Genomic DNA, 25,485 nt, shown 5'->3' on the forward strand with positions numbered 1-25,485 from the left:
GTATCTACAGTCCCTTGATCGTGAGGGTGATGGTGGAGCCCTCCGGCGCCTGCTCGCCGCCCGCCACCGACTGGCGGTCGACGGTGTCCCCGAGGTACGGGAAGGACTTGTCGACCTTCACCCCGAAGCCCGCCTTCTCCAGCTTCGCCCGGGCGTCCCCGGTGCTCTCGCCGGTCACGTCCGGGACGGACACCGGGCGCGGGCCCTTGGAGACGGTGAGGGTGATGGTGTCGCCGGAGCCGGCGCGGCTGCCCGGGCGGAGCGACTGACGGGCGACGGTGCCCGCGTCCTCCGGGGAGTGGACCCGGTCGGGCGCGACCTTCACGGTCAGCCCGGCCTCCTCCAGGGTACGGGTGGCCGAGGCCACCTGGTCCCCGCTCACCTCGGGCACCTCCACCGGGGCGCCGCGGCTGATCACCAGGGCGACCGCCGCGTCCGGGGACCGGCCGGTGCCCGGCGCCGGGTCGGTGCTGATCACCGAGCCGCGCGCGAACTCCCGGCTGAACGCCCGGGTGACCTTCCCCGGGGCCAGTCCGGCGGCCTTCAGCTGCTCGCGGGCCTCGTCCAGCGGTACCCCCCGGAGGTTCGGGACCTTGACGATCTCCGGGCCCCGCGAGATGACCAGGGTCACCGAGCCATTGCCTCGGATCCGGTCGCCCGGCGCCGGGTCGGTGCGCATCACCGTGCCCTCCCGGTAGGCGGCGCTGAACTCCTGGCGGACGCCCCGGACGTCGAGACCGGCGTCGGTGAGCCGCTGCTCCGCGCGGTCGTGGCTCTGGCCGAGGACCTGCGGCACCCGGGTGAACTGGCCCGAGTTGATGTACCAGACGCTTCCGCCGACGCCCAGCACCAGCAGCGCGGCGACCACGGCGGCGAGCATCCCGCGCCGCCGGTTGCCGGCCGGCAGCAGGCGGCGGCCCCGGGCGGTGCCGGGCGGCGGGGCGGCCGGCCCGTCCCGGAGCGGGCGCTCCAGCCGGCTGGTCCGCTGGACCTCCGTACCGTCGCCGGACCGGGCGCGGGGCCGGGCCAGCACACTGGTGACGTCCTCGGGCCCGGCCGCCCCCTCCGGCGCTTCCCGGCCGGCCACCGGGGCGGCCTCGTCGCGGGCGCCCGGCGGGACCAGGTCCAGCTGCTCGTCCCCGAGCGCGGCCCGGGCCTCCCGCAGGACGCCGAGCAGCGCCACCGCGTCGTCCGGCCGGTCCCCGGGGGCCCGGCGGGTCGCCGCCGCCACCAGGGCGTCCAGCTCCGGGGCGAGCCCGGGCGCAGCCTCCGAGGGGGCCGGTACATCGGTGTTCAGGTGCTGGTAGAGGACCTGCGCCGGGGTGCCGCCCGCGTGCGGTTTGGCGCCGGTCAGCATCTCGTACAGCACCACCCCGCAGGCGTACACGTCGGAGCGGGGGTCGGCGGTGCCGTGCTCGATCTGCTCGGGTGCCAGATAGGAGACGGTGCCGAGCACCGAGCCGGTGGTGGCGGTGGCCGAGCCGACCGCCCGGACCAGCCCGAAGTCCGCGACCTTGACCCGGCCGTCGTCCCCGATCAGGACGTTCTCCGGCTTCATGTCCCGGTGCACGAACCCGGCCAGATGGGCGGCGCCCAGCGCGGCGAGCACCGGCTCCAGGATGTCCAGCGCGGCCCGGGGCGTCAGCGCGCCGCGCTCCCGCAGCACGTCCCGCAGGGTGCAGCCGGAGACGTACTCCATGGCCAGATAGACGTACGCGCCCTCGGCGCCCTGGTCGAAGACGCCGACCACATTGGGGTGGGCCAGCCGGGCCACCGACTTGGCCTCCCGGATGAAGCGCTCCACGAAGGACGCGTCGGTGGCCAGGTCCGGGTGCATCACCTTGAGGGCGAGCTCCCGGTCGAGCCGGGTGTCCAGGGCCCGGTACACCGTGGCCATGCCACCGGCGGCGACCCGCGCGTCGACTCGGTACCGGCCGTCGAGCAGCCGGCCGACGAGCGGGTCATGAAGCGTCGTATCCACCCGGCCGAGTCTACGAGCCCGCACCGGCGGCCCCGCCGCCGCGTACATGACGTACGCGATACCGCGGCGGAGCCGTGACATCGCTGGTGGGGGCGCCGCCGGCGACTCCGGCGGTCACGGGGCTCAGAAGGCCGGGCGCTCCGGGTTGAGGTCGGCGCGGCCCGCCACCGGGGAGGACGCCTCGGCGAAGTGGCGGCGCGGGATGCGGCCGGCCCGGTACGCCAGCCGGCCGGCCTCCACCGCGTGCCGCATCGCCTCGGCCATCAGCACCGGCTCCTGGGCCCGGGTCACCGCCGAGGCCAGCATCACCGCCGCACAGCCCAGCTCCATCGCCAGCGCCGCGTCCGAGGCGGTGCCCGCGCCCGCGTCCAGGATCACCGGCACCCCGGCCCGCTCGGTGATCAGCTGGAAGTTGTGCGGGTTACGGATGCCGAGCCCGGAGCCGATGGGCGAGCCGAGCGGCATCACGGCCGCGCACCCCACGTCCTCCAGCTTCCTGGCCAGCACCGGGTCGTCATTGGTGTACGGGAGCACGGTGAAGCCGTCGTCCACCAGGGTCTCGGCGGCGTCCAGCAGCTCCACCGGGTCCGGCAGCAGGGTCCGCTCGTCCGCCACGACCTCCAGCTTCACCCAGTCGGTGCCGAGCGCCTCCCGGGCCAGCCGGGCGGTCAGCACGGCCTCGCCCGCCGTGAAGCAGCCGGCCGTGTTGGGCAGCACCCGGATGCCCAGCCGGTCGAGCACCGAGAGCACCGAGCCCTGCACGGTCGGGTCGAGCCGGCGCATCGCCACCGTGGTCAGCTCGGTGCCGCTGGCGATCAGCGAGCGCTCCAGCACATCCAGGCTGGGCGCCCCGCCGGTGCCCATGATCAGCCGGGAGTCGAAGGCGGTCCCGGCGATGGTCAGCCGGTCGTCGGCCATGTCAGCCTCCCTGTACGGCGGTGAGCACTTCGATCCGGTCGCCCTCGCCGAGCCGGGTGCCGGCCCACTGGCCGCGCGGGACCACGGTCTCGTTGACGGCGGCGGCGACCCCGGAGGGGGCGGAGGTCAGGGTCCCGACCAGCGTGTCCAGGGTGGTGGGCCCGGCCAGCCGGCGCGGCTCGCCGTTGACGGAGACGGTGAGGGCCGCCGCGTCGGTGGAGACACGGGCGGTGACATCGGCGGGGACATCGGCGGTGACAGCGCCCGTCGCATCGGCGGGGAGCCGGGCGGCGGCGTCGGCGGGGACGCGAGCGGGGACATCAGCCGTGGCATCGGCGGGGGCGGTCATGACACTCCTTCGGGAAGGCCGGCGGCGGTGCTCCCGCCCCCGGCACCGGTCTCGGTACCGGGCTTGGCACTGGTTTCGGCACCGGCTTCGGCACGGGTCTCGGGGGGCGCGGCGGCGGTCGCCGGGGCGGGCACGGCGGGACCGCCCCGCACCGGGGCGCCGGGGAAGCGGGTCGGCAAGAAGGCCCGGGCCAGACCGGGCAGCTCACCGGTGGCCAGCAGCTCGCCCATCACGTCCCCGGTCACCGGGGTCAGCAGCACCCCGTTCCGGTAGTGACCGGTCGCCAGGTGCAGCCCCGGCAGCGCGGTCGGGCCGAGCAGCGGCGCGTTGTCCGGCGAACCGGGCCGCAGCCCCGCGCCGGTCTCGGTGAGCGGCAGTTCGGTGATGCCGGGCAGCAGCTCATGGGCGTCGCGCAGCAGTTCGTAGACCCCGCCGGCGGTGACCTTGGTGTCCCAGCCGCGCTCCTCGCTGGTGGCGCCGATCACCAGCTCGCCGTTCTCGCGCGGCACCAGATAGATGTGCCGGCCCCGGACCACCGCCCGCAGGCTCCGGTCCAGGAAGGGCGCGTACGCGGGCGGCACGGCCAGCCGCACCACCTGGCCCTTCACCGGCCGCACGGGGGGCCGTACCGCGTCCGGCACGCCGTCGAGCCGGCCGCTCATGCTGCCCGCCGCCAGCACCACCTGGCCGGCCGCCACCCGGGTGCCGTCCGCCAGGACCGCGCCCGCGGCCCGGTCCCGTACCACCGAGAGCCGCTCGGCCCGGGACCGGTGGAAGACCACTCCGGCCCGCTCGCAGGCGGCCAGCAGCGCCGCGGCCAGCCGCCGGGGATCGACCTGGTGGTCGTCGGCCACCCGCAGCCCGCCCCGGACGCCGGGCGCCAGCATGGGTTCCAGCCGCCGGCACTCCCGGCCGGTCAGCCACTCGGAGTCCAGGCCGGTCCGCAGGTGCAGGGCGTGCAGCTCGCGGAGTTCGGCGCGGTCGTCGGCGTCCAGCGCCACCGCCAGCGTCCCGCAGGCGCGGTGGCCCACGTCCAGCCCGGAGGCATCCTCCAGCTCGGCGGTGAACTCCGGATACCGGCGCGCCGAGGCCAGGTTGAGCGCCAGCAGCCGTTCCTCGCCGTAGTGCAGCTCGGTGACGGCGGCCAGCATCCCGGCCGCCACCCGCGCGGCCCCGCCGCCCGGCTCGGGGTCGGCCACGGCGACCACCAGCCCCCGCTGGGCCGCGCGCCAGGCCGTGACCAGGCCGATGATCCCGCCCCCGACGACCAGCACGTCCGGTCCGGCGCCCCCGGTGGCGGACACCGAGGACGGCGTGGCTCGTGCGGACGGCATCGACGGCATCGACGGTGTGGCTGGCATGGCTGACATGGACGGCGTCGACGACATGGGTCTCAGCCCCTCCCTTCGCCGGCATGACCCGGATCAGGTTCATACGGTCGGAGGCCGCGTCAGCCTCCCTCTCAGCCCGCTGCGTCCGGGCTCCCGCGTGTGCTCTTCGGTGGCCAGACTAACCCCACCCCGCGAGCGGCGGTAAGGGAGCCTTCCGGCCCCCGGCCCGCCCACCCGGCGGCCCCGGCACCGGGTCCCGGAGGGCGGCGGTACCGGTGTGGGGGAGGAGCTGCGGCCTGACGGGCCGTCGGCTGCGTAAGGTGGGCGGGTGGACGAGCGGACGAACCAGGTGGAGACCGAGCGGCGCGTCGTGGTGGTCGGCGCCGGCATGGCCGGGGTGCAGACCGCGGTGGCGCTGCGGGAGCGGGGCTTCACCGGGCCGGTGCTGCTGATCGGCGCCGAACCGCACCAGCCCTACGACCGGCCGCCGCTCTCCAAGGCGGTGCTGCTCGGCACGGCGGAGGGCTCGGCCTTCGAGGTGGACTTCGAGGCGCTCGGCATCGAACTCCGCCTCGGCGTCGAGGTCACCGGCCTCCGCCCCGCGGCGCACGAGGTGGACACCGGGGCCGGACCGGTCCCGTACGACACCCTGGTCGTCGCCACCGGAGCCGTACCGCTGGCGCTGCCCGGCGCGAGCGGGGTGCCCGGCGTCCATCTGCTGCGCACCCTGGACGACGCCGAACGGCTCCGCCCGGTCCTGGCCGCCCGGCACGACGTGGTGATCGTCGGCGCCGGCTGGATCGGCGCCGAGTTCGCCACCGCCGCCCGGGAGGCCGGCTGCGCGGTCACCGTGGTGGAGGCGGCGGACCGGCCGCTCGCCGGGGCCTTCCCCGCCGAGGTCGCCGCCCCGATGGCCGGGTGGTACGCGGAGAGCGGGGCCACCCTGCTCACCGGCGCCCGGGTGGCCCGGCTGGAGCCCGGGCAGTCTGCGCGTTCCGGGGCTTCCGGTGGTTCCGGGGAGCTGGCCGGGCCCGGCGCGGTGGTACTGGCGGACGGCCGGTCGCTGCCGGCCGGCGCCGTGGTGGTCGGCATCGGCGCCCGGCCCGCCACCGACTGGCTGGCCGGCTCCGGGGTCGCGCTCGGCCCGGACGGGGCGGTCACCGCCGACGACCGGCTGCGCGCCTCGGTGCCCGATGTGTACGCGGTGGGGGACTGCGCCTCCTTCCCGTCCGCCCGGTACGGCGAGCGGTTGCTCGTGCACCACTGGGACAACGCCCTCCAGGGGCCCCGTACGGTGGCCGCCGACATCACGGGTGAGCCCGTCGCCCCGTACGACCCGGTGCCCTACTTCTGGTCGGAGCAGTTCGGCCGGTTCGTCCAGTACGCCGGCCATCACGGGGCCGCCGACACCCTGGTGTGGCGCGGCGATCCGGCCGACGCCGCCTGGTCGGTGGCGTGGCTGCGCGACGGGGCCCTGGTGGCGCTGCTGGCCGTGGGGCGCCCGCGCGACCTGGCCCAGGGCCGGAAGCTCATCGACTCCCGCGCCCGGCTGGATCCGGACCTGGTGGCCGACCCGGGGCTGCCGCTGAAGTCGGCCGTCGCGGGGTAGCGCCGCCCCCGGGGCCCGGGCGGCGGGACGGGCGGTCGCGGCTGGTGGGACGGGCCGTTCCGGCCGGTGCGGCCGGGCCGCGCACGGCTCCCGGGCCCCTCGGACGCGGGCTCGGGTACCGAGTGTCGGTCCGGGATGGCAGGCTTGTCCCGTGACCGAGATTGACGCGAAGATTGATGCTCTCGTCCCCGACTGGCTGTACCTCCCCGACATCGCGGAGCTGCTGGACGTCGAGGTGACCCGGGTGCGCCAGCTGGTGAAGGAGGGCCAGCTGATCGCCGTGCGCCGGGGGGAGAACCGGGCGCTCCAGGTGCCCGCCGCCTTCATCAAGGACGGCCGGGTGGTCAAGGGGCTCGCCGGGACCCTGACGCTGCTGAGGGACGACGGCTTCTCCGACGAGGAGATGCTGGAGTGGCTCTTCACCGCCGACGACACCCTGCCCGGCACCCCCGCCGAGGCGCTGGCCGAGAACCGCGGCACGGAGGTGAAGCGCCGCGCCCAGGCGCTCGCCGTCTGACCACCGTCCGACCGCTGTCAGACGATGTCCGGGGGTACGGGCCGGCGGTGTCCGGTCCGTACCCCGCCGCAGCCCCCGGGGGGAACGCCTCGATGCCCATGTCGCCCACGCCGTCCGTGTCGTCCACGCCGTCCGTGTCGTCCGTGTCGTCCGTGTCGTCCACGTCCACCGCGCGCGCCCGGCTGGCCGGCGCCCGGCTCTATCTCTGCACCGACGCCCGGCGGCGCCAGGGCGACCTGCCCGCCTTCCTGGACGCGGTGCTCGGCGCCGGCGTCGACATCGTGCAGCTCCGCGACAAGGGCATGGAGGCGGCCGAGGAGCTGGAGCACCTCGCGGTGTTCGCGGACGCCTGCCGCCGGCACGGCACGCTGCTCGCGGTGAACGACCGGGCCGATGTGGCGCACGCCGCCGGCTCCGGTGTCCTCCATCTGGGGCAGGGCGATCTGCCGGTGCCCGCCGCCCGGGCGATCCTCGGCGACCAGGTGCTGATCGGCCGCTCCACGCATGCCGAGGCCGAGGTGGACGCGGCCGTGGCCGAGCCGGGCACCGACTACTTCTGCACCGGGCCCTGCTGGCCCACGCCCACCAAGCCGGGCCGGTACGCCCCGGGGCTGGGCCTGGTGCGGTACGCCGCCTCGCTCGCCCAGGACCGGCCGTGGTTCGCCATCGGCGGCATCGACGCGGACAACCTGGACGCGGTGCTGGACGCCGGGGCGCGCCGGATCGTGGTGGTCCGGGCGATCACCGAGGCGGACGACCCGGCGGCGGCGACGGCTGCCCTGGCCAAGCGGGTCCGCGAGCGGGCGGACGGCTGACCCCGGCACACCCCGGTCCCGGCGCTGGCGTCCCGGCACGTCGGCCCCGGTCCCGGGGTGCCCGAGTCCGGGCCCGGTCCCGGCATCCCGGGCTCCGGTACCTCCGGTGTCTCCGGCACCGGCCCGGCATTCCCGGTCCGGGGCGGATGCCCACCACCTGGTCGTCCGGCGCTCCGGAATGCCCCGGAACCGCCGCTTCCGCGTCCAAGGGGTGGACAACCCGCGTATCAAACCGGCATATAACCCTGCTCCGGTTGGGTGGTCGCCGCCCCGTGACTAACCTGCCGGTATGGCCCTTGGCACTCCCTCCACCAGGACCGACCGCGCCCGTACGGTGCGCGAACTGCTGGCGACCGGCAGAACGACGTACTCGTTCGAGTTCTGGGCACCCAAGACCGAGAAGGGCGAGCGCAATCTCTGGAACGCGCTGCGCCGGGTCGAGGCGGTCGCTCCGAGCTTCGTCTCCGTGACCTACGGCGCGGGCGGCTCCACCCGCGCCGGGACGGTGAAGGCCACCCAGGAGATCGCCGCCGACACCACCCTGACCCCGGTCGCCCACCTCACCGCGGTCAGCCACACCGTCGCCGAGCTCCGCAATATGATCGGGCAGTACGCCGACGCCGACATCCGCAACATCCTCGCCGTGCGCGGCGACCCGCCCGGCGACCCGATGGCCGAGTGGGTGCCCAACCCCGAGGGACTGCACTACGCCGCCGACCTGGTCCGGCTCATCAAGGAGTCCGGCGACTTCTGCGTGGGCGTCGCCGCCTTCCCCGAGATGCATCCGCGCTCCACCGACTGGGAGACCGACGTCCGGCACTTCGTGGCCAAGTGCCGGGCCGGTGCCGACTACGCCATCACCCAGATGTTCTTCGACCCCGAGGACTATCTGCGGCTGCGCGACCGGGTGGCGGCGACGGGCTGCGAGATCCCGATCATCCCCGAGATCATGCCGGTGACCAGCGTCAAGCAGATCGAACGGTTCGCCCGGCTCAGCAACGCGCGTTTCCCGGCGGAGCTGAAAGAGCGGATCCTCGCCGTCGCGGACGATCCCGCCGCTGTACGCTCCATTGGCATCGAGTACGCCACGGAGTTCGCCGCGCGGCTGCTGTCCGAGGGAGCTCCCGGACTGCACTTCATCACGCTGAACAACTCCACGGCGACGCTTGAGATCTACGAGAATCTCGGACTGCACAGGCAGTCCTGACCGGCCGTACCCGCCTCTCCCCCCGGCGGCGGCCGCAGGAGAGGGGCGGGCATGGGCTGGACGGTCCTCTACATCGCGTTCGGCGTCGTGGCCCTGTGGCTGCTCGGCGAGGTGCTGTTGCAGTACAAGGCCCGGCTGCGCTGGCGGCTGCTGGCCTTCGCCGGGTTCCTCGGTGTGGTGGTCGGCGTGCTGCTGCCGTCGCTGCCGGTGATCGTGGGGGGCGCGGTGGCGTTCGCGGTGGGGCAGACCTATGTCACCCTCTCCTTCCGGCGCGGCTTCTCCACCGGCTGGGCGATCGGCGGCAGGCCCGGCGCCAGCCGCCGCCGCAGGTCCGGCCGGGCGCCCGCCGCCGGGCCGACCCTGGAGGTCTCGGAGCCGGTCTTCGAGCGCCCGGAGGAGCCGGAGCCGCCGGCCGCCGGGGACACCGCCGTCTACGAGCCCGAGCCGCTGCCGGACGAGACCGGTCAGTACGGCGTCTACACCGCGCCCCGCCACCAGGAGACCGGCCACTCCACCGGGGCCGGGGCCTTCGGAAGCTACCCGGGCGGCGGCCACGACACCGGCACGGGCCACGACACCGGTACCGGATACGACCCGTCGTACGACTGGTCCGGCGGCGAGCAGCGGTACGCCTACTCCGACCCGTACATCGGCACCGCCCCGGCGAGCGGCGGCCAGGGGTACGGCTACGAGCCCTACGGCGGCCAGCACTACTCCGCCGATCCCTACGCGGCCCAGTACGGCACGGACACCCCGCCCGGCGGCGTCTGGGTGCCCCAGCAGCGCGACGGCGAGCAGCCCGCCGCCCCGTACCAGCCCCAGGAGTCCCAGCAGGACCAGCAGCAGGGCGGTTACTACGGCTACGACCAGAACGGCCATCAGTACCGCTACTGAGCCCCGGGCCCGTGGAAGCCGCCCCAGGCTCGGGCGGTCCGCTCGGGGCCCGGCGGCGGCAGCGGGCGGCCGGACCGGGGCCGGGGGCCCTGCCGGGAGTCCCGGAACGGCCCTACCGCGAGCCCCGGAAGTCCGCCCCCTCCACGATCAGCCCGGCGACCAGCGCGCCGGACATCCCGGCGTGCGCCAGCCCGCCGCCCGGATGGGCCCAGCCGCCGACCGCGTACAGGCCGGGCAGCCGGGTGGTGTTGGCCGGGCGCAGGAACCGGCCGCCGGCACCGGCCAGCGCGGGCGCGGGCACCGGTCCGGTCTCGGCCGGGGTGCGGACCTCCCGCCACAGCAGCCGTTCGCCCAGCCCGTCCACCGCCGCCCCGGCCGCCCCGACCAGCAGCTCCGCGTACCGCTCCCGGAGCGCCGGGTCGGTCCAGTCCGGCCCGCCCGCCGGGCCCGGCGCGGCCACGGTGGCGGTCAGCGTCACCGCCTCGTGCGCCTCGTCGGGCCGGGTCGCCGGGTCGTCGGGCCGCAGCACGGTGACCGTCGGGTGCGCGGCCGTACCGCCGCCGAAGACCGCGCCCGCCTCGGGCTCAGCGGCCTCGGCCGAGCCGGCCCCACCGGCGGAGTGGACGACCGTCCGGTGCGGGGTGCCCGGCGGGCGCGCCCCGCGAAGTGCCAGCAGCACCGTGAACCGCCCGGTGCGCGGGTCCGGCCGCGGTGCCACCTCGCCCTCCCGGTACGGCGGCCGGCCCGGCAGCCCGTCCGGCCCGGTCCCGTCCACCACATGGTCGGCCTCCGCGACCGTGCCCCCGGCCAGCTCCACCCCGGCGGCCCGGCCGTCCTTCTCGGCCACCCGGCTCACCTCGGCGCCGAAGACGAACTCCACCTTCCGCGCCAGGCACCGTTCGTACACCGCCCGCGCCAGTTCCCGCAGCCCACCCCGTACGTACCAGCTGCCGAAGGTCTGCTCCAGATACGCCAGCAGGGCCGCGCCCGCCGGGGCCCGCCGGGGGTCGAGCCCGTAGCCGAGCGCGTACCACTCCAGCAGCGCCGCCAGCCGGGCGTCCCGCAGTTCCAGCGTGCCCACCCCGGCGAGGGTGGCCGCCTGCCGGACGCGGAGCAGCCGCCGCTGCCGTACCGCCGGGTAGGGGTCGCGGCCCAGCACCTGCCAGTCCGGCCTGAGCGGCTCCTCCAGCAACGGCCGCCGGGACCGGTCCCAGGCGTCCCGCGCCCGCCCCATGAAGTCGGCCCACCGCTCACCCGTGCCCGCCCCCAGCGCCGTGTCGAGCGCGGCGCCCACTCCGGCGCGCGAGGCGTTGGGCAGGGTCACGGTGGTGCCGTCCGCGAAGAGATGCCGGCTCGCCGGATCGACCTGTTCGAGGCCGACCAGGCTCTCCAGCGGCTCCTTGCCGGTCTTCACGAACAGGTCGCGGTAGACGGCGGGCAGATGCAGCAGCCCGGGTCCGGTGTCGAAGACGAATCCGTCCCGCTCGAACCGGCCGACCCCGCCCCCGTACGTCTCCGCCCGCTCGTACACCGTCACCCGGTGCCCCGCCACGGCCAGCCGGGCAGCCGCCGCCATGGCGCCCATCCCGGCGCCGATCACCACAATCCGTGCCATGCGACGAGCGTATAAGCCCCGCCCCCGCCCCCGATCCGGAGCCCGGAGGGAGCCCGGAGGCGCACGAGCCTCCGAAGAACTGAGTACACGTACTCAGGTGCATGGATGAGTAGGGGCGCGGATGGTCGCGATCACTCCGGCACGGAAGAGTGGAGCTCACGGAAGGGGCGCACCGCCAGGACCGCCGACACGGGGCGGCGGAACGGGCGGGGCGCACCGGCCCAACGGGGATGCACAGGGGAGAGCCCGGAACCGACCACGGGGGAACACGGGGGAAGGTCGGGGCTCTCCCCGCATCACGGGCCACCGGGAAACGACCGGCGAGGCCACCGAGGACGGGGGAGACGGGGGCACGGACCGGGTGCCGCGGGGAAGGGACCGCGGCACCCGCGGGGGAACGGGGGGCGGGGCGTTCCGCAGGCCACGGGGGATCGAGGCCGGCGGAGAGCCCCACGGGGGAACAGCAGGGCCCACGGGGGAAAGCCGGGTCCACGGGAAAGGCGGACCCACGGGGGAACCGGGTCCGCGGAGAAGCTCCAGGACCCACGGGGGACACGGGGAAATCGGGGGACACGGGCCCACGGGGGAATCGGGGACACGGGGGACACGGGCCCACGGGGGACACGGGGGAAACGGGGGCCGCGCCCACGGGGGAACGAGGGCGCGGGGACGGGGGAAAACGCACCGGTCGGTGGGGCTCGGGGGGATCGAGCCGCACCGACCGGTGTCGTATGCCGTGAGGCGCTGGGCCGTAAGGCCGTGAGCGGTCGCCGTGTTCAGTTCTCCACCCGCCGGGGCGGGTCAGCAGCCCCCGACCCGGCCGTGCAGCAGCCGGGAGAGCGCGGCGTGGACGTCGTCGAGCGAGCGCTCCCGCTGGAACGCCTGCCAGTCCAGCGCCGCCACCAGCACCATGCCGACCAGCGCCGAGGCGGTGAGCGGGACGTCGATCTCCTCGCTCAGCTCACCCCGGTTCACCGCCTCCGTGAGCACCGCCTCCACCACGGCCACCGCCTCCTGACGGACCACCATCAGGGTGGACTGCCAGGCGCGGTTGGTGCGCCAGAGCTCGGCGACGTACAGCTGGGTGAAGGCCGGGTAGCGGTGGATGAAGACCAGGCCGGCCCGGATCATCGCGTCCAGCGCCTCGACCCGGGTGCCGCCCTGGCGCTCCGTCTGGTCGGCGGCCTCCCGCAGCGAGGCGGCGAGCAGCCCCACGCCGTGCCGCAGCAACTCCTCGAACAGCTCGGTCTTGCTCTTGAAGTTGTAGTAGACCGTCCCCTTGGCCACCCCGGCCCGCTCGGCGATCTCGTCCACCGTGGTGGCCGAGAACCCCTGTTCCGCTATGAGGGTGACGGCGGCCTCGTACAGCTTGGCGCGGGTGGCCTGCCGCCGGCTGCTCTGGGTGTCCATGGGCTCGATTCTCCCAGGCCGGGCGCTCGTCGCGGCGCTCACAGGCTCAGCTCCGGGTGGAGTCGGTCCATGCTCCAGACCTGCTTGCGGCGGGCCGAGATCGCGCTCAGGGCGAGCGCGCCGAGGGTGAAGGCGGCCAGGACGACACAGGAGTGCCAGACCGGTTCCAGACCACCGCCGGTGATGAGCCGGCGCAGCGACTCGACCACGTAACTCATCGGCAGGAACGGGTGGATCGCGTTGAAGAAGCCGGGACTGGTCTGAATCGGATAGGTACCGCCGGCCGAGGTCAGCTGGAGCATCAGCAGGGCCAGGACCAGGATCCGGCCGGCCGCGCCGAAGCGGGCGTTGAGCCACTGGATGATGGCCGCGAAGCAGCAGACCACCAGGGCCAGGAAGCCCAGAGTGCCGCCGACCCGGGCCATGTTGAGGCCCAGCCCCCAGTGCAGCACCGCCATCAGCGCGGCCACCTGGAGCAGTCCGGTCACCACCACCGGCAGCCAGCCGGCGAGCGCGATCCGCCAGGCGGAGGCGCCGGCGGCGAGAGCCCGGCGGTTGAGCGGGGCGATCAGCATGTACGCCACCATCGAGCCCACCCAGAGCGAGAGCGGGATGAAGTACGGGGCGAAGCCGGTGCCGTAGTTCGGGGCCTTGTGCAGCGCCTGGGAGGCCAGTTCGACCGGGTCGGCCATGACCTCGGTGCGCTGGTCGCGGTCCTTCTTGTCGTAGTCGGGGATCTTGCCGACACCGTCGTTGAGACCGCTGGCCAGCTGGCTGGAGCCGTCGACGAGCTGGTACAGCCCGCCGTCGAGCTTCCCGGCACCGGTCTTCAGCTTGCCGACGCCGCTGTCCAGGTCGACCGAGCCGGACTTGGCCTTGGTGATGCCGCCGTGGATCTTGTCCGCGCCGTCGGCCACCTTGTGGGCGCCGTCGTTCAGCTCATTGATCTTGCTGACCGAGTTCGCCAGGTCCTGGTCGAGCCGGGGCGCCCGCTGGGCGAGCGCGTCGGCCTTCTTCTTGAGGTCCGCGAGCTGGCCGTCCAGCCGCTTCATGTCGTTGCCGCCGTCCTTGGCGAGGACGGCCAGGTCGTCGGAGACCTTCGAGACGTCCTTGGTGGCGGTCACGGCCTTCTTGAGCGCCTCGCACCGCTTGGCGTCGAGCACCGGCTCCTCGCCGCAGAGCTCCGGCTCGGCGGCGGCCAGGATCTCGGCCGAACCGTTGGTGACCTCGTGCGCCTTGGGGCCGTACTTGAGGATGGAGTCCATGCTGTTGCGGGCACCCTGGGAGGTGTCCGAGACCAGCCGGGCCGCGTCCCCGATCTGCTTGCCGTGGTCCTTGAGGTACGGACGGACGTCGGCGGCGACGCCGTTGACCTTGTCGGCCAGCTGCTGGGTGCCGCCCGCGACCTTGCGGGCACCGGTCTCCAGCTCGCCGGCCTTGCTGTCCAGCGTCCTCAGTCCGCCGGCCAGCTTGCCGCTGCCGTCCTTGGCGTCGGTCAGGCCCTCGGTCAGCTTCGCCGAGCCCTTCTTCGCCTCGCCCACACCGTCCTTGAGCTTGCCGGCGCCCTGCGCGGCCTTCTCGGTCGCGTCATGGATGTCGGAGAAGGATATGAAGATCTTGTCGAGGAAGGACCGGGACGACTTGGTCGACGCGGCGCTCCGGATCTCCGAGAAGACGGTCCGGGAGATCGAGCCGACGATGTAGTTGTTGGCGTCGTTGGTCCGCACCTTCAGGGCGCCGGTCTCCGGCTGGTCGCCGGAGCTGGAGGCGATGCGCTCGCTGAAGTCCTCCGGCATGGTGAGCGACAGGTAGTACCGGCCGTCCTCCACGCCCTCCCGGGCCTCCTTGTCGCTGACCTCGTGCCACTCGAAGACCTTGCTCTTCCGCAGGTTCTCGGTGATGTCGTCGCCGGCCGTGATCTTCTTGCCGTCGGCGGTGGCGCCGTTGTCCTCGTTCACCAGGGCGACCGGCAGACGGTCGAGCCTGCCGTACGGATCCCAGAAGGAGTAGAGGTACAGCGCGCCGTAGAGCAGCGGCAGCAGGACGATGGCCACCAGCGCGGCCCTGGGCAGCTTCCCCCGGCCGAAGCGCTTCAGCTCAAGAGCGGCCAGTTTCGGCGAGCGCATCGGTCGCCCCCTCCTCTTCGGTACGGTCCTCTTCGGTACGGATGACGGTGATGTCCGCCGGGGCGTCCCGGCAGACCGCCAGTACGGTGATCCCGCTCGCCGCCACGGAGCGCAGCAGCGCCCAGACCTCGGTCCGCTCGGCGCCGGAGAGCTTGGCGTCCGCGTCGTCCACCGCCAGCACCCGGGGTTCGCCGATCAGGGCCAGGGCGATCGACAGCCGGATCTCCTCCAGCCGCTCCAGGTCGCGCACCGAGGTGCGGTCGCCCCGGTGCAGCGTCTCCGGGTCGAAACCGGCGGCCTTCAGCGCGGCGGCCACCCGGTCCCGGGCCGCCGCCCGTTCCCGGCGCGGGTGCAGCAGGGCCGACAGCGAGTCCCCGAACCGGTGCTGGAGCATCGCCCGTTCGCGCAGGTGCTCCCCGACGGTGAGCGCGGGGTCCAGCTCGCTCACCCCGGGTACGAGCCCGAGCCCGGTGAACCGGCGTACGGCGGCCATCTTGCGCGGCAGCGGCAGGCCGTCCACCTCGGCCTTGCCCTCGGTGGTCTTCATCCGGCCGGTGAGCGCCAGCAGCAGACAGGTGCGCCCTGAGCCGGACGGCCCCTCAAGGGCGACCAGCTCGCCGGGCCGGGCCTGGAGGGTGACGTTCCGGAAGATCCAGCCCCGGGGGCCCTTCATGCCGAGTCCCCGGGCGCTGACGGTGGCCCCGCGCCGGGTGCCGGAACCGGCCGGAGCGCCGGCCGCCGCCGGGGTGGCGGGCGCGCTCGCGGCGGTCCCCGCCGGTGCGGTCGGTGCCGGCGCGGGCTTGGTGAGGCGCGGACGCTTCCTGCCCCTGGCGCCCCTGTCCCGGGCGCCCTCGGCGTCGCCGCCCTCGCCCCGGGTGGCCTTGCCGTCCCTGCCCGGGGCGTCCTCGCCCCGGACGCCCTTGCTGCCTGCGCCCTCGCCCTTGTGCGCGCCCCCGCCGCTCGCGGCCGGGGCACCCGGCGCGGTGTCCGGCGCGGTGGCCTCGCGCGCGGTGGCCTCCTGGGCCGGGAGCCGGACGGCCGGGAGGGTCCGGGTGACGGCGGTCTGCTCGGAGCCCGCCACCGGGCCGGTGTCGGCGGACGGTTCGGGGGCACCGGTCCTGGTGTGACCCCCGCCGCGCCCCTCGCGAGCGGCGCTCTCGTGGCCCTCCTGCGCGCCTGCGGGCGCGTCGTCGTCCGGGCTTGCCACGGGCTTCCCCCCAAATCTTTGAACTGACCAGTCAGTGCAAAAAGTACTCGGAACCGCCTCAGGGGGCAAAAGAGCAGGTCAGAGCGATTGTCAGTGGTGCCGTCCACCATGGACACAGACGGCCATCGTGCCGTCACACGACGACAGGAGGTTCGTCATGACCGGTTCCACCACGGCGACGAGCGAGAACCACGCCGCCGACACCGTCCGTGCCGCCGACACTGTCCGTACTGCCCACGCCGTCGGCCCCGTTCACGCCGCCCATGCCGTCAGCACCGTCAGCGCCGGCAGCGACGTTCACCCCGTGTCGCGCCGCTCCTCGGCGCCGCCCGCCGCCCTCGATCTGCTCGCCCAGGCCCAGGCGGGTCTGGAGGAGGCGGCCGGTCTCGCCGAGGCCAACGAGCGGTACGCCACCGCCCATCTCGCCGCCCTGCGCACCGCCGCCGCCGTGCTCGCCGCCCGGGGCCGGCCCGAGGACACCCCGCGCAAGCGCCGGCAGATCCGCAGCGCCTGGGAGGTGCTGCCCGAGATCGCCCCCGAACTGGCCGAGTGGAGCGCCCTCTTCGCCTCGGGCGCCGACCGCCGGGCCCGGGCCGAGGCGGGGATCGCGGGCGCCGCCACCCCGCGCGACGCCGATGACCAGGTCCTGGACGCGGCCCGGTTCCTCCGGCTGGTGGAGCGGATGCTGGTCCTGCGCCCGCCGCGACCCCGGTCGCCGGAGGAGCCGGTGGAGGAACCGGTGGACGAACCGGCGGGCGAGTCGGCGGGCGTGCCGGCGCGGGAGCGGGCGAACGGACCGGGCAGCGGCGGCGGGTGACCGGTGGGACGGCGGGTGACCGGCCGGGGCGGCCGAGGCCATAGGGTGGGCCCTGTTCGCCACCACCGCCGAGGAGTCAACTGCCGTGTCCGACCCGCAGCGCCCCCGCGCCTCCCTCCGTACCGCCGTGGTGTGGGACGTTCTCGAGGACGCCCTCGACCGCAGGGCCAAGGCGACCGGCGAGGCCGGCCTGGACGTGCTGGACACCGGCGGCGGCAGCGGCAACTTCGCGGTGCCGGTCGCCCGGCTGGGCCACCGGGTCACCGTGGTGGACCCCAGTCCCAACGCGCTGTTCGCCCTGGAGCGCCGGGCCGCCGAGGCCGGGGTCGCGGACCGGGTGCGGGGCGTCCAGGGCGACATCCACGGGCTGTTCGACGTGGTGGAGCGCGGTGGCTTCGACGCGGTGCTCTGCCACGGTGTCCTGGAGTACGTGGACGACCCGGCCGAGGGGGTCGGCCATGTCGTCGAGGCGCTCCGCCCGGCCGGTGTGCTCAGCCTGCTGGCGGCCGGCCTCGGCGGTGCCGTGCTCGCCCGGGCGCTCGCCGGCCACTTCACCGAGGCACGGCGCGCCCTGACCGACCCGGCGGGCCGCTGGGGCGAGGGCGACCCGGTGCCCCGCCGGTTCAGCGCCGAGCAGCTCACCGAGGCGGTGGAGGCGGCCGGTGTCACGGTGGGCGCCGTGCACGGGGTGCGGGTCTTCGCGGATCTGGTGCCGGGCGTGCTGGTGGACACCGAGCCGGACGCGCTGGACGCACTCCTCCGGCTGGAGGCGGCCGCCGCCGAACTGCCCGCCTTCCGTTCGGTGGCCACCCAGCTGCATGTGCTGGGGGAGAAGCGCGGCTGATCCGCCGGGGTTGTCAAGGGCCGCTCGGGACCGTCCTGATCAGGGACGCAGCGGCGGACGGAGTACATCGCGGGACCTCCGTTCCCGTCCGGGCCGCCGTATGATCGAGGCACACCGATCCGGCATGACGGTTCGGCGGACGGGGAATCAACGCCTCACCGGCCGAACCGGCATCGCGGCCCCCTTCGGGACCAGGTGCGGAGGGCGGGTTTCACGGGGGCGATTCCCTGCCTATCCTGAAGGTGCCGCATACCGGTCGCCCCGGCGACCGACGACGAGGAGGACTCCGTGCCGCTCTCGGAGCACGAGCAGCGAATGCTCGAGCAGATGGAGCGAGCGCTGTACGCCGAAGATCCCAAGTTCGCGACAGCGCTTGAGGGAAGCGGGCTGCGTAGGTACACCCGGCGACGGGTCTACCAGGCGGTCGTGGGCTTCCTGGTGGGCATCGCCCTCCTCATGGCCGGAATGGTCGCCCAGCAGATCTGGATCAGTGTGGTGGGGTTCCTCGTCATGCTCGGCTGCGCGGTTCTGGCGGTCACCGGATGGCGCAAGGCGCCCAAGCCGGGCGAGCAGCGGGCCGCCGACGGCGTGGCCGGCGGCCGTCAGGTGCGGCAGCGCCGGTCGATGATGGAGCGGATCGAGCAGCGCTGGCAGCGCCGCCAGGACGAACAGGGCCACTGAACCCCGCGCCGCCCCGGGGCGCCGCCCTTGTCCGGTGCCCGCACCGCGCCGCTGAGCCCCGCGCCGCCTCCGGGCGCCCGCCGCCCGGTCCGTCCGGTGCCCGCACCGCGCCGCTGACCGCCGCCTCCGCACCTGCGGGCGTGCCTCCGTGTCCCGTCCCGGTCGGTCCTCCGGCTCCCCGCCACGAGCGGGGGGCCTTCGTCATGCCCGGCAACCCGGAGTGCCGCGAAGCCGTTCCCCGCGCAGGGGATGAGCCGGTCGTGCCCGGCACCCGGAGCACCGCCCGGGCGGCCCCGGTCGCCGGTGACGGGCTCCTCGGCCCTTCGCCCCGGCGCCACCGGTGCCTTCGCACACCGTCCCTGCCGGGAGCCGCACCGCCGGAGCGCTCCGGCTCCCGGTACGGCTCCGCCCAGGGGGTTGGCCCCGCCTTCCCCGCCCGGGGCGCCCCGGGAGAGGGGCACCCCGGGCCTGCCCCCCCGGCCGGGAAGACACCCGGCGTGTCCCCGCCCCCTCCGGCGCGGGGACGCTCCCGACGCCGGTAGACACCGGTTGCCGTCCGTCCACGCGAGCCTTCACGGCCCCGGGGCCGGCCGGTCGCCGAGCGGGGACGAGCCCGCTCCCGGCCCCAGGGGCGGCTCTGCCACGAGCACCGACCGGACCGGACTGGTGGACGCGGCGCCCCCGGGTGGCCTCCACGGCCCCCGAGTCCCCGCCCGGGGGCGGGGGAGTGGCCGGGCGGCCTCCGTCATGGCGTCGCCCGGCCACTACGGGGCCCGGGGCCCCAGTCCCACTCCGGACCCGGGCCCCGGGCTCAGCCGCGCTGCCGGGAGGGGCGGCGGAGCAGGGCGGCCAGGCGGGCCTCGGCGCGGCGGCGGAGGGCGGCCCGGCGCTCGGCGGCGGCCGCCCGGCGCTCCGCGACCGCCCAGGCGACCCGGACGGCCGACCGCGGGGCCAGCAGGGCGCGCAGCCGGGCCGCCCGGCCGGCGGCCGACCGCAGCCCGGACCTGACCAGGGCGAGATCGTCGGCCAGTCCGGTGCCGGGGCGGGGGTGCGGGGCGTACAGCACCTGCTCCACCGCGCCCGCGATCCGGTGCATCGCCTCCGCCGGAGGCCCGGCCAGCCCGCCGAGCCGGACGATCCGCTCGGCCGTGCGGCGGGGCGTCAGCGAGTCGTCCGGCAGGATGCCGTGGTCCCAGGCGGTGTCGGTGGCCTCCTGCCAGCCGGCCAGCGTCCGGGCGGTGGCGTCCTCGGGGGTCCGGGTCCGTCCGCCCGAACCGAGCCGGCGGGCCCGGACCCGGGTCCGCCAGAGCAGCGGCAGCAGCGGGAGCAGCACCACCGCGACGGCGCCCAGCGCCACCGGAAGGACGGTGGTCAGCGGGGTGCCCGGGTCGGACGGGGGCGCCGCCACCTGCGGAGCCGCGCTCCCGCACTGGCCGAGGCGGCGCTCCTGGGCCGGGCAGGTCTCCCGTACCGAAGGAGCCGCCGAGGGCACGGCCGAGGGCTTGGCCGACGGGGCCGCCGGCTGGTCCGTACGGCCGGAAGGGGCCTCCGGCCGGGTGTACTCCGGGGCCGTACCGACCGTCGGGGTGGGCTCGAACCGGGTCCAGCCGGCGCCCTCGAAGTACAGCTCGGGCCAGGCGTGGGCGTCCCGGATGCCGACCGACATGGTGCCGTTGGACTGCGGTGCCCCCGGGGTGAAGCCGACCGCCACCCGGGCCGGGATGCCCAGGGTGCGGGCCATCGCCGCCATGGTGAAGGAGAAGTGGACGCAGAAGCCCTCCTTCTGCTTCAGGAACCGGGAGATCGCCTCCGCCCCGGTGCCCGAGGAGACCTGGGTGTCGTAGCGGAAGCCGCCGTCGGTGGTGAACCAGTCCTGGAGCTTCACCGCCCGCTCGTAATCGTTGGCGGCGCCCCGGGTCACCGTCAGCGCGGTGCTCTTCACATCGGCCGGCAGCTCGTCGGGCACCTGGGTGTACTCCCGCCGCAGCGCCTCCGGCGGAGCCGGCGCCTTCACCAGCTGCTCCGCGGTCGGCCGCACCATCAGGCTGGTCACCGAGTACTGGGCGCCCCGGGTGTTCTGCTCCCGGTCGCCGACCAGCATCCGGCCGGCCGGCTCGAAGCGCCACCGGCCGCCGATGTCCACCCCGGTGGCCGGGTAGGGGAGCGGCAGCCAGGTCTGCTCGTAGTTGCCGGCGGCGGAGACATTGGTGGTGATCTCCGTCGCGGGCGTCCGGCCGCCGAGCCCCTGGGGGGCGGGCAGCCGGCCCGGTACGTCCTCCAGGGCGCGCCGCGCGGTCTTCCAGGAGGAGCCGTCGAACTGGTCCAGCGCCACCAGCCGCAGATAGAGGCCCGAGGTGTCCTCCGCGTTGGTGCGGTAGCGGAGCACCTCCCGGTCCTGCGGCTGGTTCAGATTGTCCTGGAGCGACACCAGCGGGTTGACCGCCGAGATGGTGCCGCCGCCGTCCCCGCCGCCACTGCCGCTCACTCCGCCGAGCAGCCCGCCGCCGAACGACGGCAGGGCGGCCGGCACCGCGACGGCGATGCCCAGCGCCACCGCGCCGATCCGGCGCCCGGTGCGCACCGGGGCCGGTGCCCCGCCGGACCACAGCGCGCCGCCGCGCCGCTCACCGGCCGGCGGCCCGCCGAAGACCCGGCCCCACTGGGCGAGCCGGTCCCGGCCCTCGGCCAGCAGAAGCAGCAGATAGCCGGCGGCCGCCAGCAGGAACCAGAGCCAGCCGGACCCGCCCCCGGACAGCCCGGCCGCCACCGAGTACAGCGCGAGCAGCGGCAGCCCGGCCGGGGCCGCGCCCCGGAACGTCACCGCCATGGTGTCCACCACCAGGCCGACGATCATCACCCCGCCGACCAGCAGCAGCCGGATGCCGTCGGTCGCCGGGGCAGGTATCGCGTACCGCCCGACATCCTCGGCGCCGGCCGTCAGCAGGGCGGCGAACCGCTCGAACGCCTCGGGCCCCGGGAGCACCCACAGCAGCGCCTGCTCCCGGGCGAAGACGAAGGTGAGCGACAGCAGACCCGCCAGGAGCTGGGCCGCCACGGTGAGCGACCGGGCCAGCGGCACCCGCCGGGTCAGCGCGCCCGCCAGGCTCTGCACCCCGAGCAGCAGCCCGGCCTGGAGGATCCAGCTCGCCGGGTCGACCAGGGGCACCAGCGCGCCGGAGGCCAGCAGGGTGGCCGCGAAGGCACAGAGCGCCAGCCGTCCGCGTCCGCTCATGACCGCCTCCGGTACGCCTCGGCGAAACCGCCGCCCCGGCCGCCGGCCGCGCTGTCGTCGTAGGCCCCGCCGTGGTGGCCCCCGGCCACGCGGTCCTCGTACCCGCCGGCCACCCGGTCGTCGTACCCCCCGGCCACCCGGCCGGCGCCGGCCGCCGGGGCGGCGACGCCCGGGCCGGCCAGGCTCCGCCACAGCTCGCCCAGCGAGGTGCCGGGTGCCACGGCCAGCGCCGTCCACCCCGCCTCCCGCAACCGCCGCACCCGGTCCTCCACCGCTCCGGTCACCGTGCCTCCGGTCAGCCAGGCCCCGCTGTCCACCACGAACGCCACCGCACCGGCGCTGCGCTGCCGCATCCGCGCCGCCATCGCCGCCTGTTCCTCGTCCAGATCGCCCACGAAGGCGACCAGCAGTCCGTCCGCGCTGCCGCCCAGCGCCTCGTACGCCCGGGAGAGCCCGGCGCCGCCGGAGTGGCCGACCACCGCCAGGGCGTCCAGCAGCAGCCCGGCGGCGTCCGCCGCGTCCTGGGTCGTCCCGGCGAAGCCGTCCGCGCCGGTGCCGGCCGGGACGGGCCCGGCGTCGGTCAGCAACCGCACCGCGAACCCGCGCTCCAGCATGTGGGTCAGCACCGAGGCGGCACCCGAGACCGCCCACTCGAAGGCCGATTCGGGCCCGGCGCCCTGGTAGGCCGTCTCCCGGGTGTCCAGCAGCACCGTGCACCTGGCCCGCTGCGGCTGCTCCTCGCGGCGCACCATCAGCTCACCGCGGCGGGCGGTGGACCGCCAGTGCACCCGGCGCAGGTCGTCGCCGGTCCGGTAGCCGCGCGGGATCACGTCGTCCTCGCCGGCCAGCGCCAGCGTGGACTGCCGTCCGTCGCCGTACCCGGAGGAGTCGCCGGCCAGCCGCACCGGCGGCAGCGGCTCGGTCCTGGGCACCACCGTGAGGGTGTCGTACACGCCGAACGAACGGGTCAGCTCGCACATCCCGAACGGATCGCTCAGCCGCAGCTGCAGCGGTCCCAGGGCGAAGCGTCCGCGCAGGTCGGAGCGGACCCGGTAGGACACCTCGCGCCGCCCGCCCGCCTCCACCCGGTCCAGGACGAAGCGGGGCCGGGGCCCCAGCACGTACGGCACCTGGTCCTGGAGCAGCAGCAGTCCGGTCGGCAGCCGCGAGACATTGTCCATCCGCAGCAGCACCCGGGTCTCGGAGCCGGACGGCACCCGGCGCGGCTCCAGCCCCCGGGTCCCGGCCACCCGGTGCCGGGTGCGCAGCAGCACCAGCGCGCAGACCAGCGGCAGCGCGGCCAGCAGCAGGCCGACCCGCAGCAGGTCCGGCTGGCCCAGCACATAGGCGCAGGCACCCGCGGCGATCCCGGCCGCCAGAAAGGAGCGGCCACGGGTGGTGAGCCCGCCCAGCGCCGCCCGCACCCCGCCCCGCTCGGCGCGCTCCGGCGCTCCGGCCCGCGCGTCGTCGTCCGGGCCGGCCGGCTCCCCGCCCCGCGCGCCGGCGTCCGGGCCGGCCGGCTCCCCGGCCGCCATCACAGCCGCCGCAGGCCGGGCTGCTGCCGGTAGAGCGGACCGGCGGGCGGCGTGACCCCGGGCAGCGGCGTCCGCCGGACGATCTCCCGCACCACCTGCTCCGGGGTGCGGCGGTCCATCTGGGCCTGCGCGGTCGGCAGCAGCCGGTGCGCCAGCACGGCGACGGCCAGTTCCTGCACATCGTCCGGCAGGGCGTGGTCCCGGCCGGCCAGCGCGGCGGACGCCTTGGCGGCCCGCAGCAGATGCAGCGTGGCACGCGGCGAGGCGCCGAGCCGCAGATCCGGGTGGTCGCGGGTGGCGGCCACCAGATCCACCGCGTACCGCCGGACCCCCTCCGCGACATGGACGGAGCGGACCGCGTCGATCAGCTTCACGATGTCCTGCGCGTGCGCCACCGGCCGGAGCAGGTCCAGCGGCGAATCGGCGCCGTGCACGTCCAGCATCCGCAGCTCGGCCTGGGGGCTCGGATAGCCGATCGACACCCGGGCCATGAAGCGGTCGCGCTGCGCCTCGGGCAGCGGATAGGTGCCCTCCATCTCGACCGGGTTCTGGGTGGCCACCACCATGAACGGCTCGGGCAGTTCGTACGACTGCCCGTCGATGGTGACCTGCCGCTCCTCCATCGACTCCAGCAGCGCCGACTGGGTCTTGGGCGAGGCGCGGTTGATCTCGTCGCCGATCACGATCTGCGCGAAGATCGCCCCCGGCTTGAACTCGAAGTCGCGCCGCTGCTGGTCGTAGATCGACACCCCGGTGATGTCGGACGGCAGCAGATCGGGCGTGAACTGGATGCGCCGCACGGAGCAGTCGATGGACCGCGCGAGCGTCTTGGCCAGCATGGTCTTGCCCACGCCGGGGACATCCTCGATCAGCAGATGTCCCTCCGCGAGCAGTACGGTCAGCGAAAGCCGTACGACCTCGGGCTTGCCCTCGATCACTCCCTCCACCGACGCGCGGACTCGCTCCGCGGTGGCGGTCAGATCCGTGAGGCTCGCTCGATCGTCATAGGTCGTCACCCGGCCCTCCTCGGCCCGTTCCTGGGCCGGCGCGTGTACGGAACGCCGGGCCCACCCGTGAAACACGGGCACCCGCCCCGGTATGTCCGGCGGCGGTGCCACCCCCGCATTCTCGTCGTCGCGGGAGCGCCGTGTCACTCGCCTGTGGACAACCCGGTGCGAACCGCGGGGTTCTGATGATTTTCGTACGACTTTTATGCCAGCTTCCACTGGCTTACGCGGACTTCCACCGGCTTCCGCCGGTTCCCGGCAGTCTGTGACGGCTTTCACCGGCTTTCACCGGCTTTCACCGGCTTTCACCGGCCACCGACGGTCGCCGTCACGGCGACCCGCCGTCCCACACGTCTGCGTCCACGTCTCGCGAGCGCCCGCGACTCGATACGTCTCGCGCGGCTGGATCCACCGGCTCGATCCGCCGAACCGATCCCCTGCCCGCCGGCCGGCCGGCCGCCCGGCGGGCGGCAACGGCGCCGGGCCCGTCCCGGTCGAGCGGGACGGGCCCGGGGGCCGGCCGGGGCCGGGTGGCTCAGGCGGTGGGAGTGATCTCCCGCAGCAGACCCGTCCGCACGTCGAAGACGAAGCCGCGCACATCGTCGGTGTGCAGCAGGAACGGCGAGGTGCGCACCCGCTGCATCGACTGGCGCACGTCCTGGTCCACGTCCCGGAACGCCTCCACCGCCCAGGCCGGCCGCTGGCCGACCTCCTCCTCGATCTCGTGCCGGAAGTCCTCGGTGAGCGCCTCCAGACCGCAGCCGGTGTGGTGCACCAGCACCACGCTGCGGGTGCCCAGCGCCCGCTGGCTGATGGTCAGCGAGCGGATCACGTCGTCGGTCACCACCCCGCCGGCGTTGCGGATGGTGTGGCAGTCGCCCAGGTTGAGGCCGAGCGCGGCGTGCAGGTCCAGGCGGGCGTCCATGCAGGCCACCACGGCCACATGGAGCACCGGGCGGGCGTCCATGCCGGGGTCCGTGAAGGCGGCGGCGTAGTGTTCGTTGGCCGAGACCAGACGGTCGGTGACCGTCTTCCCCTCAGTTATGGTGCCGGTCGTGTGGTCCGCGGAAGTCGACATACCCATGACGTTAGTGGCCGGAACGCCCCGGCGCTCGCACCCAGAGCAGGTAAAGGGCGGACAAAGAGCGTCAATGAGCCTCGTTGTGAGGTAGCCCACAGGCCCGCGCCGGGCGCCCCCGATCAGGTGATATGCGGCTTTTGTTGGCCCCGCGCGGCCGCCCGGGCGACGCGCTGCCCGGTTGATTGACCGGGCGGGACGGTGGACTAAAGTGGCGCGAAGTTCACGGAGACATTGAGCGTTTTCCGCTGTTTCCCCCGCGTGTGCGGCGGTACGTACGGCTCGGCCTCCTCCCGCTCGCCGGCCGCCGAC

20 protein-coding genes and 1 riboswitch are annotated in these 25,485 nt (G+C 75.2%); of the genes, 8 read left to right on the forward strand and 12 right to left on the reverse strand.

The window, feature by feature from the left end:
- Nucleotides 1-4: 4 nt before the first annotated feature.
- The 4 genes from pknB to thiO all read right to left on the reverse strand — a co-directional run bounded on the left by pknB (nucleotide 5) and on the right by thiO (nucleotide 4,582).
- Nucleotides 5-1,981 (reverse strand): Stk1 family PASTA domain-containing Ser/Thr kinase, encoded by a 1,977-nt coding sequence (gene pknB, locus NX801_RS12035; RefSeq protein ID WP_258787481.1) that lies wholly within the window; start codon nucleotides 1,979-1,981, stop codon nucleotides 5-7.
- A gap of 123 nt (nucleotides 1,982-2,104) precedes the next feature.
- On the reverse strand, nucleotides 2,105-2,899 hold the full coding sequence (locus NX801_RS12040; RefSeq protein ID WP_258787482.1) for a thiazole synthase: 795 nt from the start codon (nucleotides 2,897-2,899) through the stop codon (nucleotides 2,105-2,107).
- A gap of 1 nt (nucleotide 2,900) precedes the next feature.
- Nucleotides 2,901-3,068, reverse strand: coding sequence for a sulfur carrier protein ThiS (gene thiS / locus NX801_RS12045; RefSeq protein WP_428986131.1), 168 nt, complete (start codon nucleotides 3,066-3,068; stop codon nucleotides 2,901-2,903).
- A gap of 176 nt (nucleotides 3,069-3,244) precedes the next feature.
- Nucleotides 3,245-4,582 (reverse strand): glycine oxidase ThiO, encoded by a 1,338-nt coding sequence (thiO, locus tag NX801_RS12050; protein WP_258787624.1) that lies wholly within the window; start codon nucleotides 4,580-4,582, stop codon nucleotides 3,245-3,247.
- 50 nt (nucleotides 4,583-4,632) lie between these two features.
- Nucleotides 4,633-4,746, reverse strand: a riboswitch (TPP riboswitch).
- A 221-nt stretch (nucleotides 4,747-4,967) separates the two neighbouring features.
- Between thiO and NX801_RS12055 the strand changes: the two genes are divergently transcribed.
- From NX801_RS12055 to NX801_RS12075, 5 genes are all read left to right on the forward strand, one after another.
- Entirely contained in the window at nucleotides 4,968-6,188 is a 1,221-nt protein-coding gene (locus NX801_RS12055; protein ID WP_258787625.1) for an NAD(P)/FAD-dependent oxidoreductase, read from the forward strand.
- 151 nt (nucleotides 6,189-6,339) lie between these two features.
- On the forward strand, nucleotides 6,340-6,705 hold the full coding sequence (locus NX801_RS12060) for an Rv2175c family DNA-binding protein (RefSeq protein ID WP_258787483.1): 366 nt from the start codon (nucleotides 6,340-6,342) through the stop codon (nucleotides 6,703-6,705).
- Between the two features lie 152 nt (nucleotides 6,706-6,857).
- Entirely contained in the window at nucleotides 6,858-7,520 is a 663-nt protein-coding gene (gene thiE / locus NX801_RS12065) for a thiamine phosphate synthase (RefSeq protein ID WP_258787484.1), read from the forward strand.
- Nucleotides 7,521-7,809: 289 nt separating this feature from the next.
- Nucleotides 7,810-8,727: a methylenetetrahydrofolate reductase [NAD(P)H] gene (gene metF, locus NX801_RS12070; protein WP_258787485.1), complete on the forward strand. Its 918-nt coding sequence runs from the start codon at nucleotides 7,810-7,812 to the stop codon at nucleotides 8,725-8,727.
- A 51-nt stretch (nucleotides 8,728-8,778) separates the two neighbouring features.
- On the forward strand, nucleotides 8,779-9,621 hold the full coding sequence (locus NX801_RS12075; RefSeq protein ID WP_258787486.1) for a hypothetical protein: 843 nt from the start codon (nucleotides 8,779-8,781) through the stop codon (nucleotides 9,619-9,621).
- 112 nt (nucleotides 9,622-9,733) lie between these two features.
- Here NX801_RS12075 and NX801_RS12080 read toward each other — a convergent pair whose 3' ends face one another.
- The 4 genes from NX801_RS12080 to NX801_RS12095 form a co-directional block, all read right to left on the reverse strand.
- Nucleotides 9,734-11,236 (reverse strand): phytoene desaturase family protein, encoded by a 1,503-nt coding sequence (locus tag NX801_RS12080; protein WP_258787487.1) that lies wholly within the window; start codon nucleotides 11,234-11,236, stop codon nucleotides 9,734-9,736.
- 801 nt (nucleotides 11,237-12,037) lie between these two features.
- Nucleotides 12,038-12,646, reverse strand: coding sequence for a TetR/AcrR family transcriptional regulator (locus NX801_RS12085; RefSeq protein WP_258787488.1), 609 nt, complete (start codon nucleotides 12,644-12,646; stop codon nucleotides 12,038-12,040).
- 38 nt (nucleotides 12,647-12,684) lie between these two features.
- Entirely contained in the window at nucleotides 12,685-14,772 is a 2,088-nt protein-coding gene (locus NX801_RS12090) for a YhgE/Pip domain-containing protein (RefSeq protein ID WP_258787489.1), read from the reverse strand.
- Nucleotides 14,744-15,445, reverse strand: a complete 702-nt coding sequence (locus NX801_RS12095; protein WP_258787627.1) for an ATP-binding cassette domain-containing protein — start codon at nucleotides 15,443-15,445, stop codon at nucleotides 14,744-14,746. The genes NX801_RS12090 and NX801_RS12095 overlap by 29 nt, the downstream gene beginning before the upstream one ends.
- Before the next feature lie 691 nt (nucleotides 15,446-16,136).
- On the opposite strand from NX801_RS12095, the gene NX801_RS12100 reads away from it, so the two are divergent.
- From NX801_RS12100 to NX801_RS12110, 3 genes are all read left to right on the forward strand, one after another.
- The gene (locus NX801_RS12100; RefSeq protein WP_258787490.1) at nucleotides 16,137-16,796 is read left to right on the forward strand and encodes an SAV_6107 family HEPN domain-containing protein; all 660 of its coding nucleotides are present in this window, start codon (nucleotides 16,137-16,139) and stop codon (nucleotides 16,794-16,796) included.
- Between the two features lie 85 nt (nucleotides 16,797-16,881).
- A complete protein-coding gene (locus NX801_RS12105; protein WP_258787491.1) occupies nucleotides 16,882-17,640 on the forward strand; it encodes a methyltransferase in 759 nt (252 codons plus the stop codon).
- Between the two features lie 288 nt (nucleotides 17,641-17,928).
- Nucleotides 17,929-18,321 carry a DUF3040 domain-containing protein gene (locus tag NX801_RS12110; RefSeq protein WP_258787492.1) on the forward strand — a complete coding sequence of 131 codons (393 nt, stop codon included), beginning with the start codon at nucleotides 17,929-17,931 and terminating at the stop codon, nucleotides 18,319-18,321.
- Between the two features lie 811 nt (nucleotides 18,322-19,132).
- Here NX801_RS12110 and NX801_RS12115 read toward each other — a convergent pair.
- The 4 genes from NX801_RS12115 to NX801_RS12130 all read right to left on the reverse strand — a co-directional run bounded on the left by NX801_RS12115 (nucleotide 19,133) and on the right by NX801_RS12130 (nucleotide 25,173).
- Nucleotides 19,133-21,553 carry a transglutaminase TgpA family protein gene (locus NX801_RS12115; RefSeq protein ID WP_258787493.1) on the reverse strand — a complete coding sequence of 807 codons (2,421 nt, stop codon included), beginning with the start codon at nucleotides 21,551-21,553 and terminating at the stop codon, nucleotides 19,133-19,135.
- Nucleotides 21,550-23,088, reverse strand: coding sequence for a DUF58 domain-containing protein (locus NX801_RS12120; RefSeq protein ID WP_258787495.1), 1,539 nt, complete (start codon nucleotides 23,086-23,088; stop codon nucleotides 21,550-21,552). The genes NX801_RS12115 and NX801_RS12120 overlap by 4 nt, the downstream gene beginning before the upstream one ends.
- Entirely contained in the window at nucleotides 23,088-24,104 is a 1,017-nt protein-coding gene (locus NX801_RS12125) for an AAA family ATPase (RefSeq protein ID WP_258787497.1), read from the reverse strand. Before NX801_RS12125 ends, NX801_RS12120 begins: the two co-directional genes overlap by 1 nt.
- Nucleotides 24,105-24,630: 526 nt before the next feature.
- Nucleotides 24,631-25,173 carry a beta-class carbonic anhydrase gene (locus NX801_RS12130; RefSeq protein WP_258787498.1) on the reverse strand — a complete coding sequence of 181 codons (543 nt, stop codon included), beginning with the start codon at nucleotides 25,171-25,173 and terminating at the stop codon, nucleotides 24,631-24,633.
- Between the last annotated feature and the right edge of the window lie 312 nt (nucleotides 25,174-25,485).

It is taken from the genome of Streptomyces pyxinae (genome assembly GCF_024756275.1).
Lineage (GTDB): Bacteria > Actinomycetota > Actinomycetes > Streptomycetales > Streptomycetaceae > Streptomyces > Streptomyces pyxinae.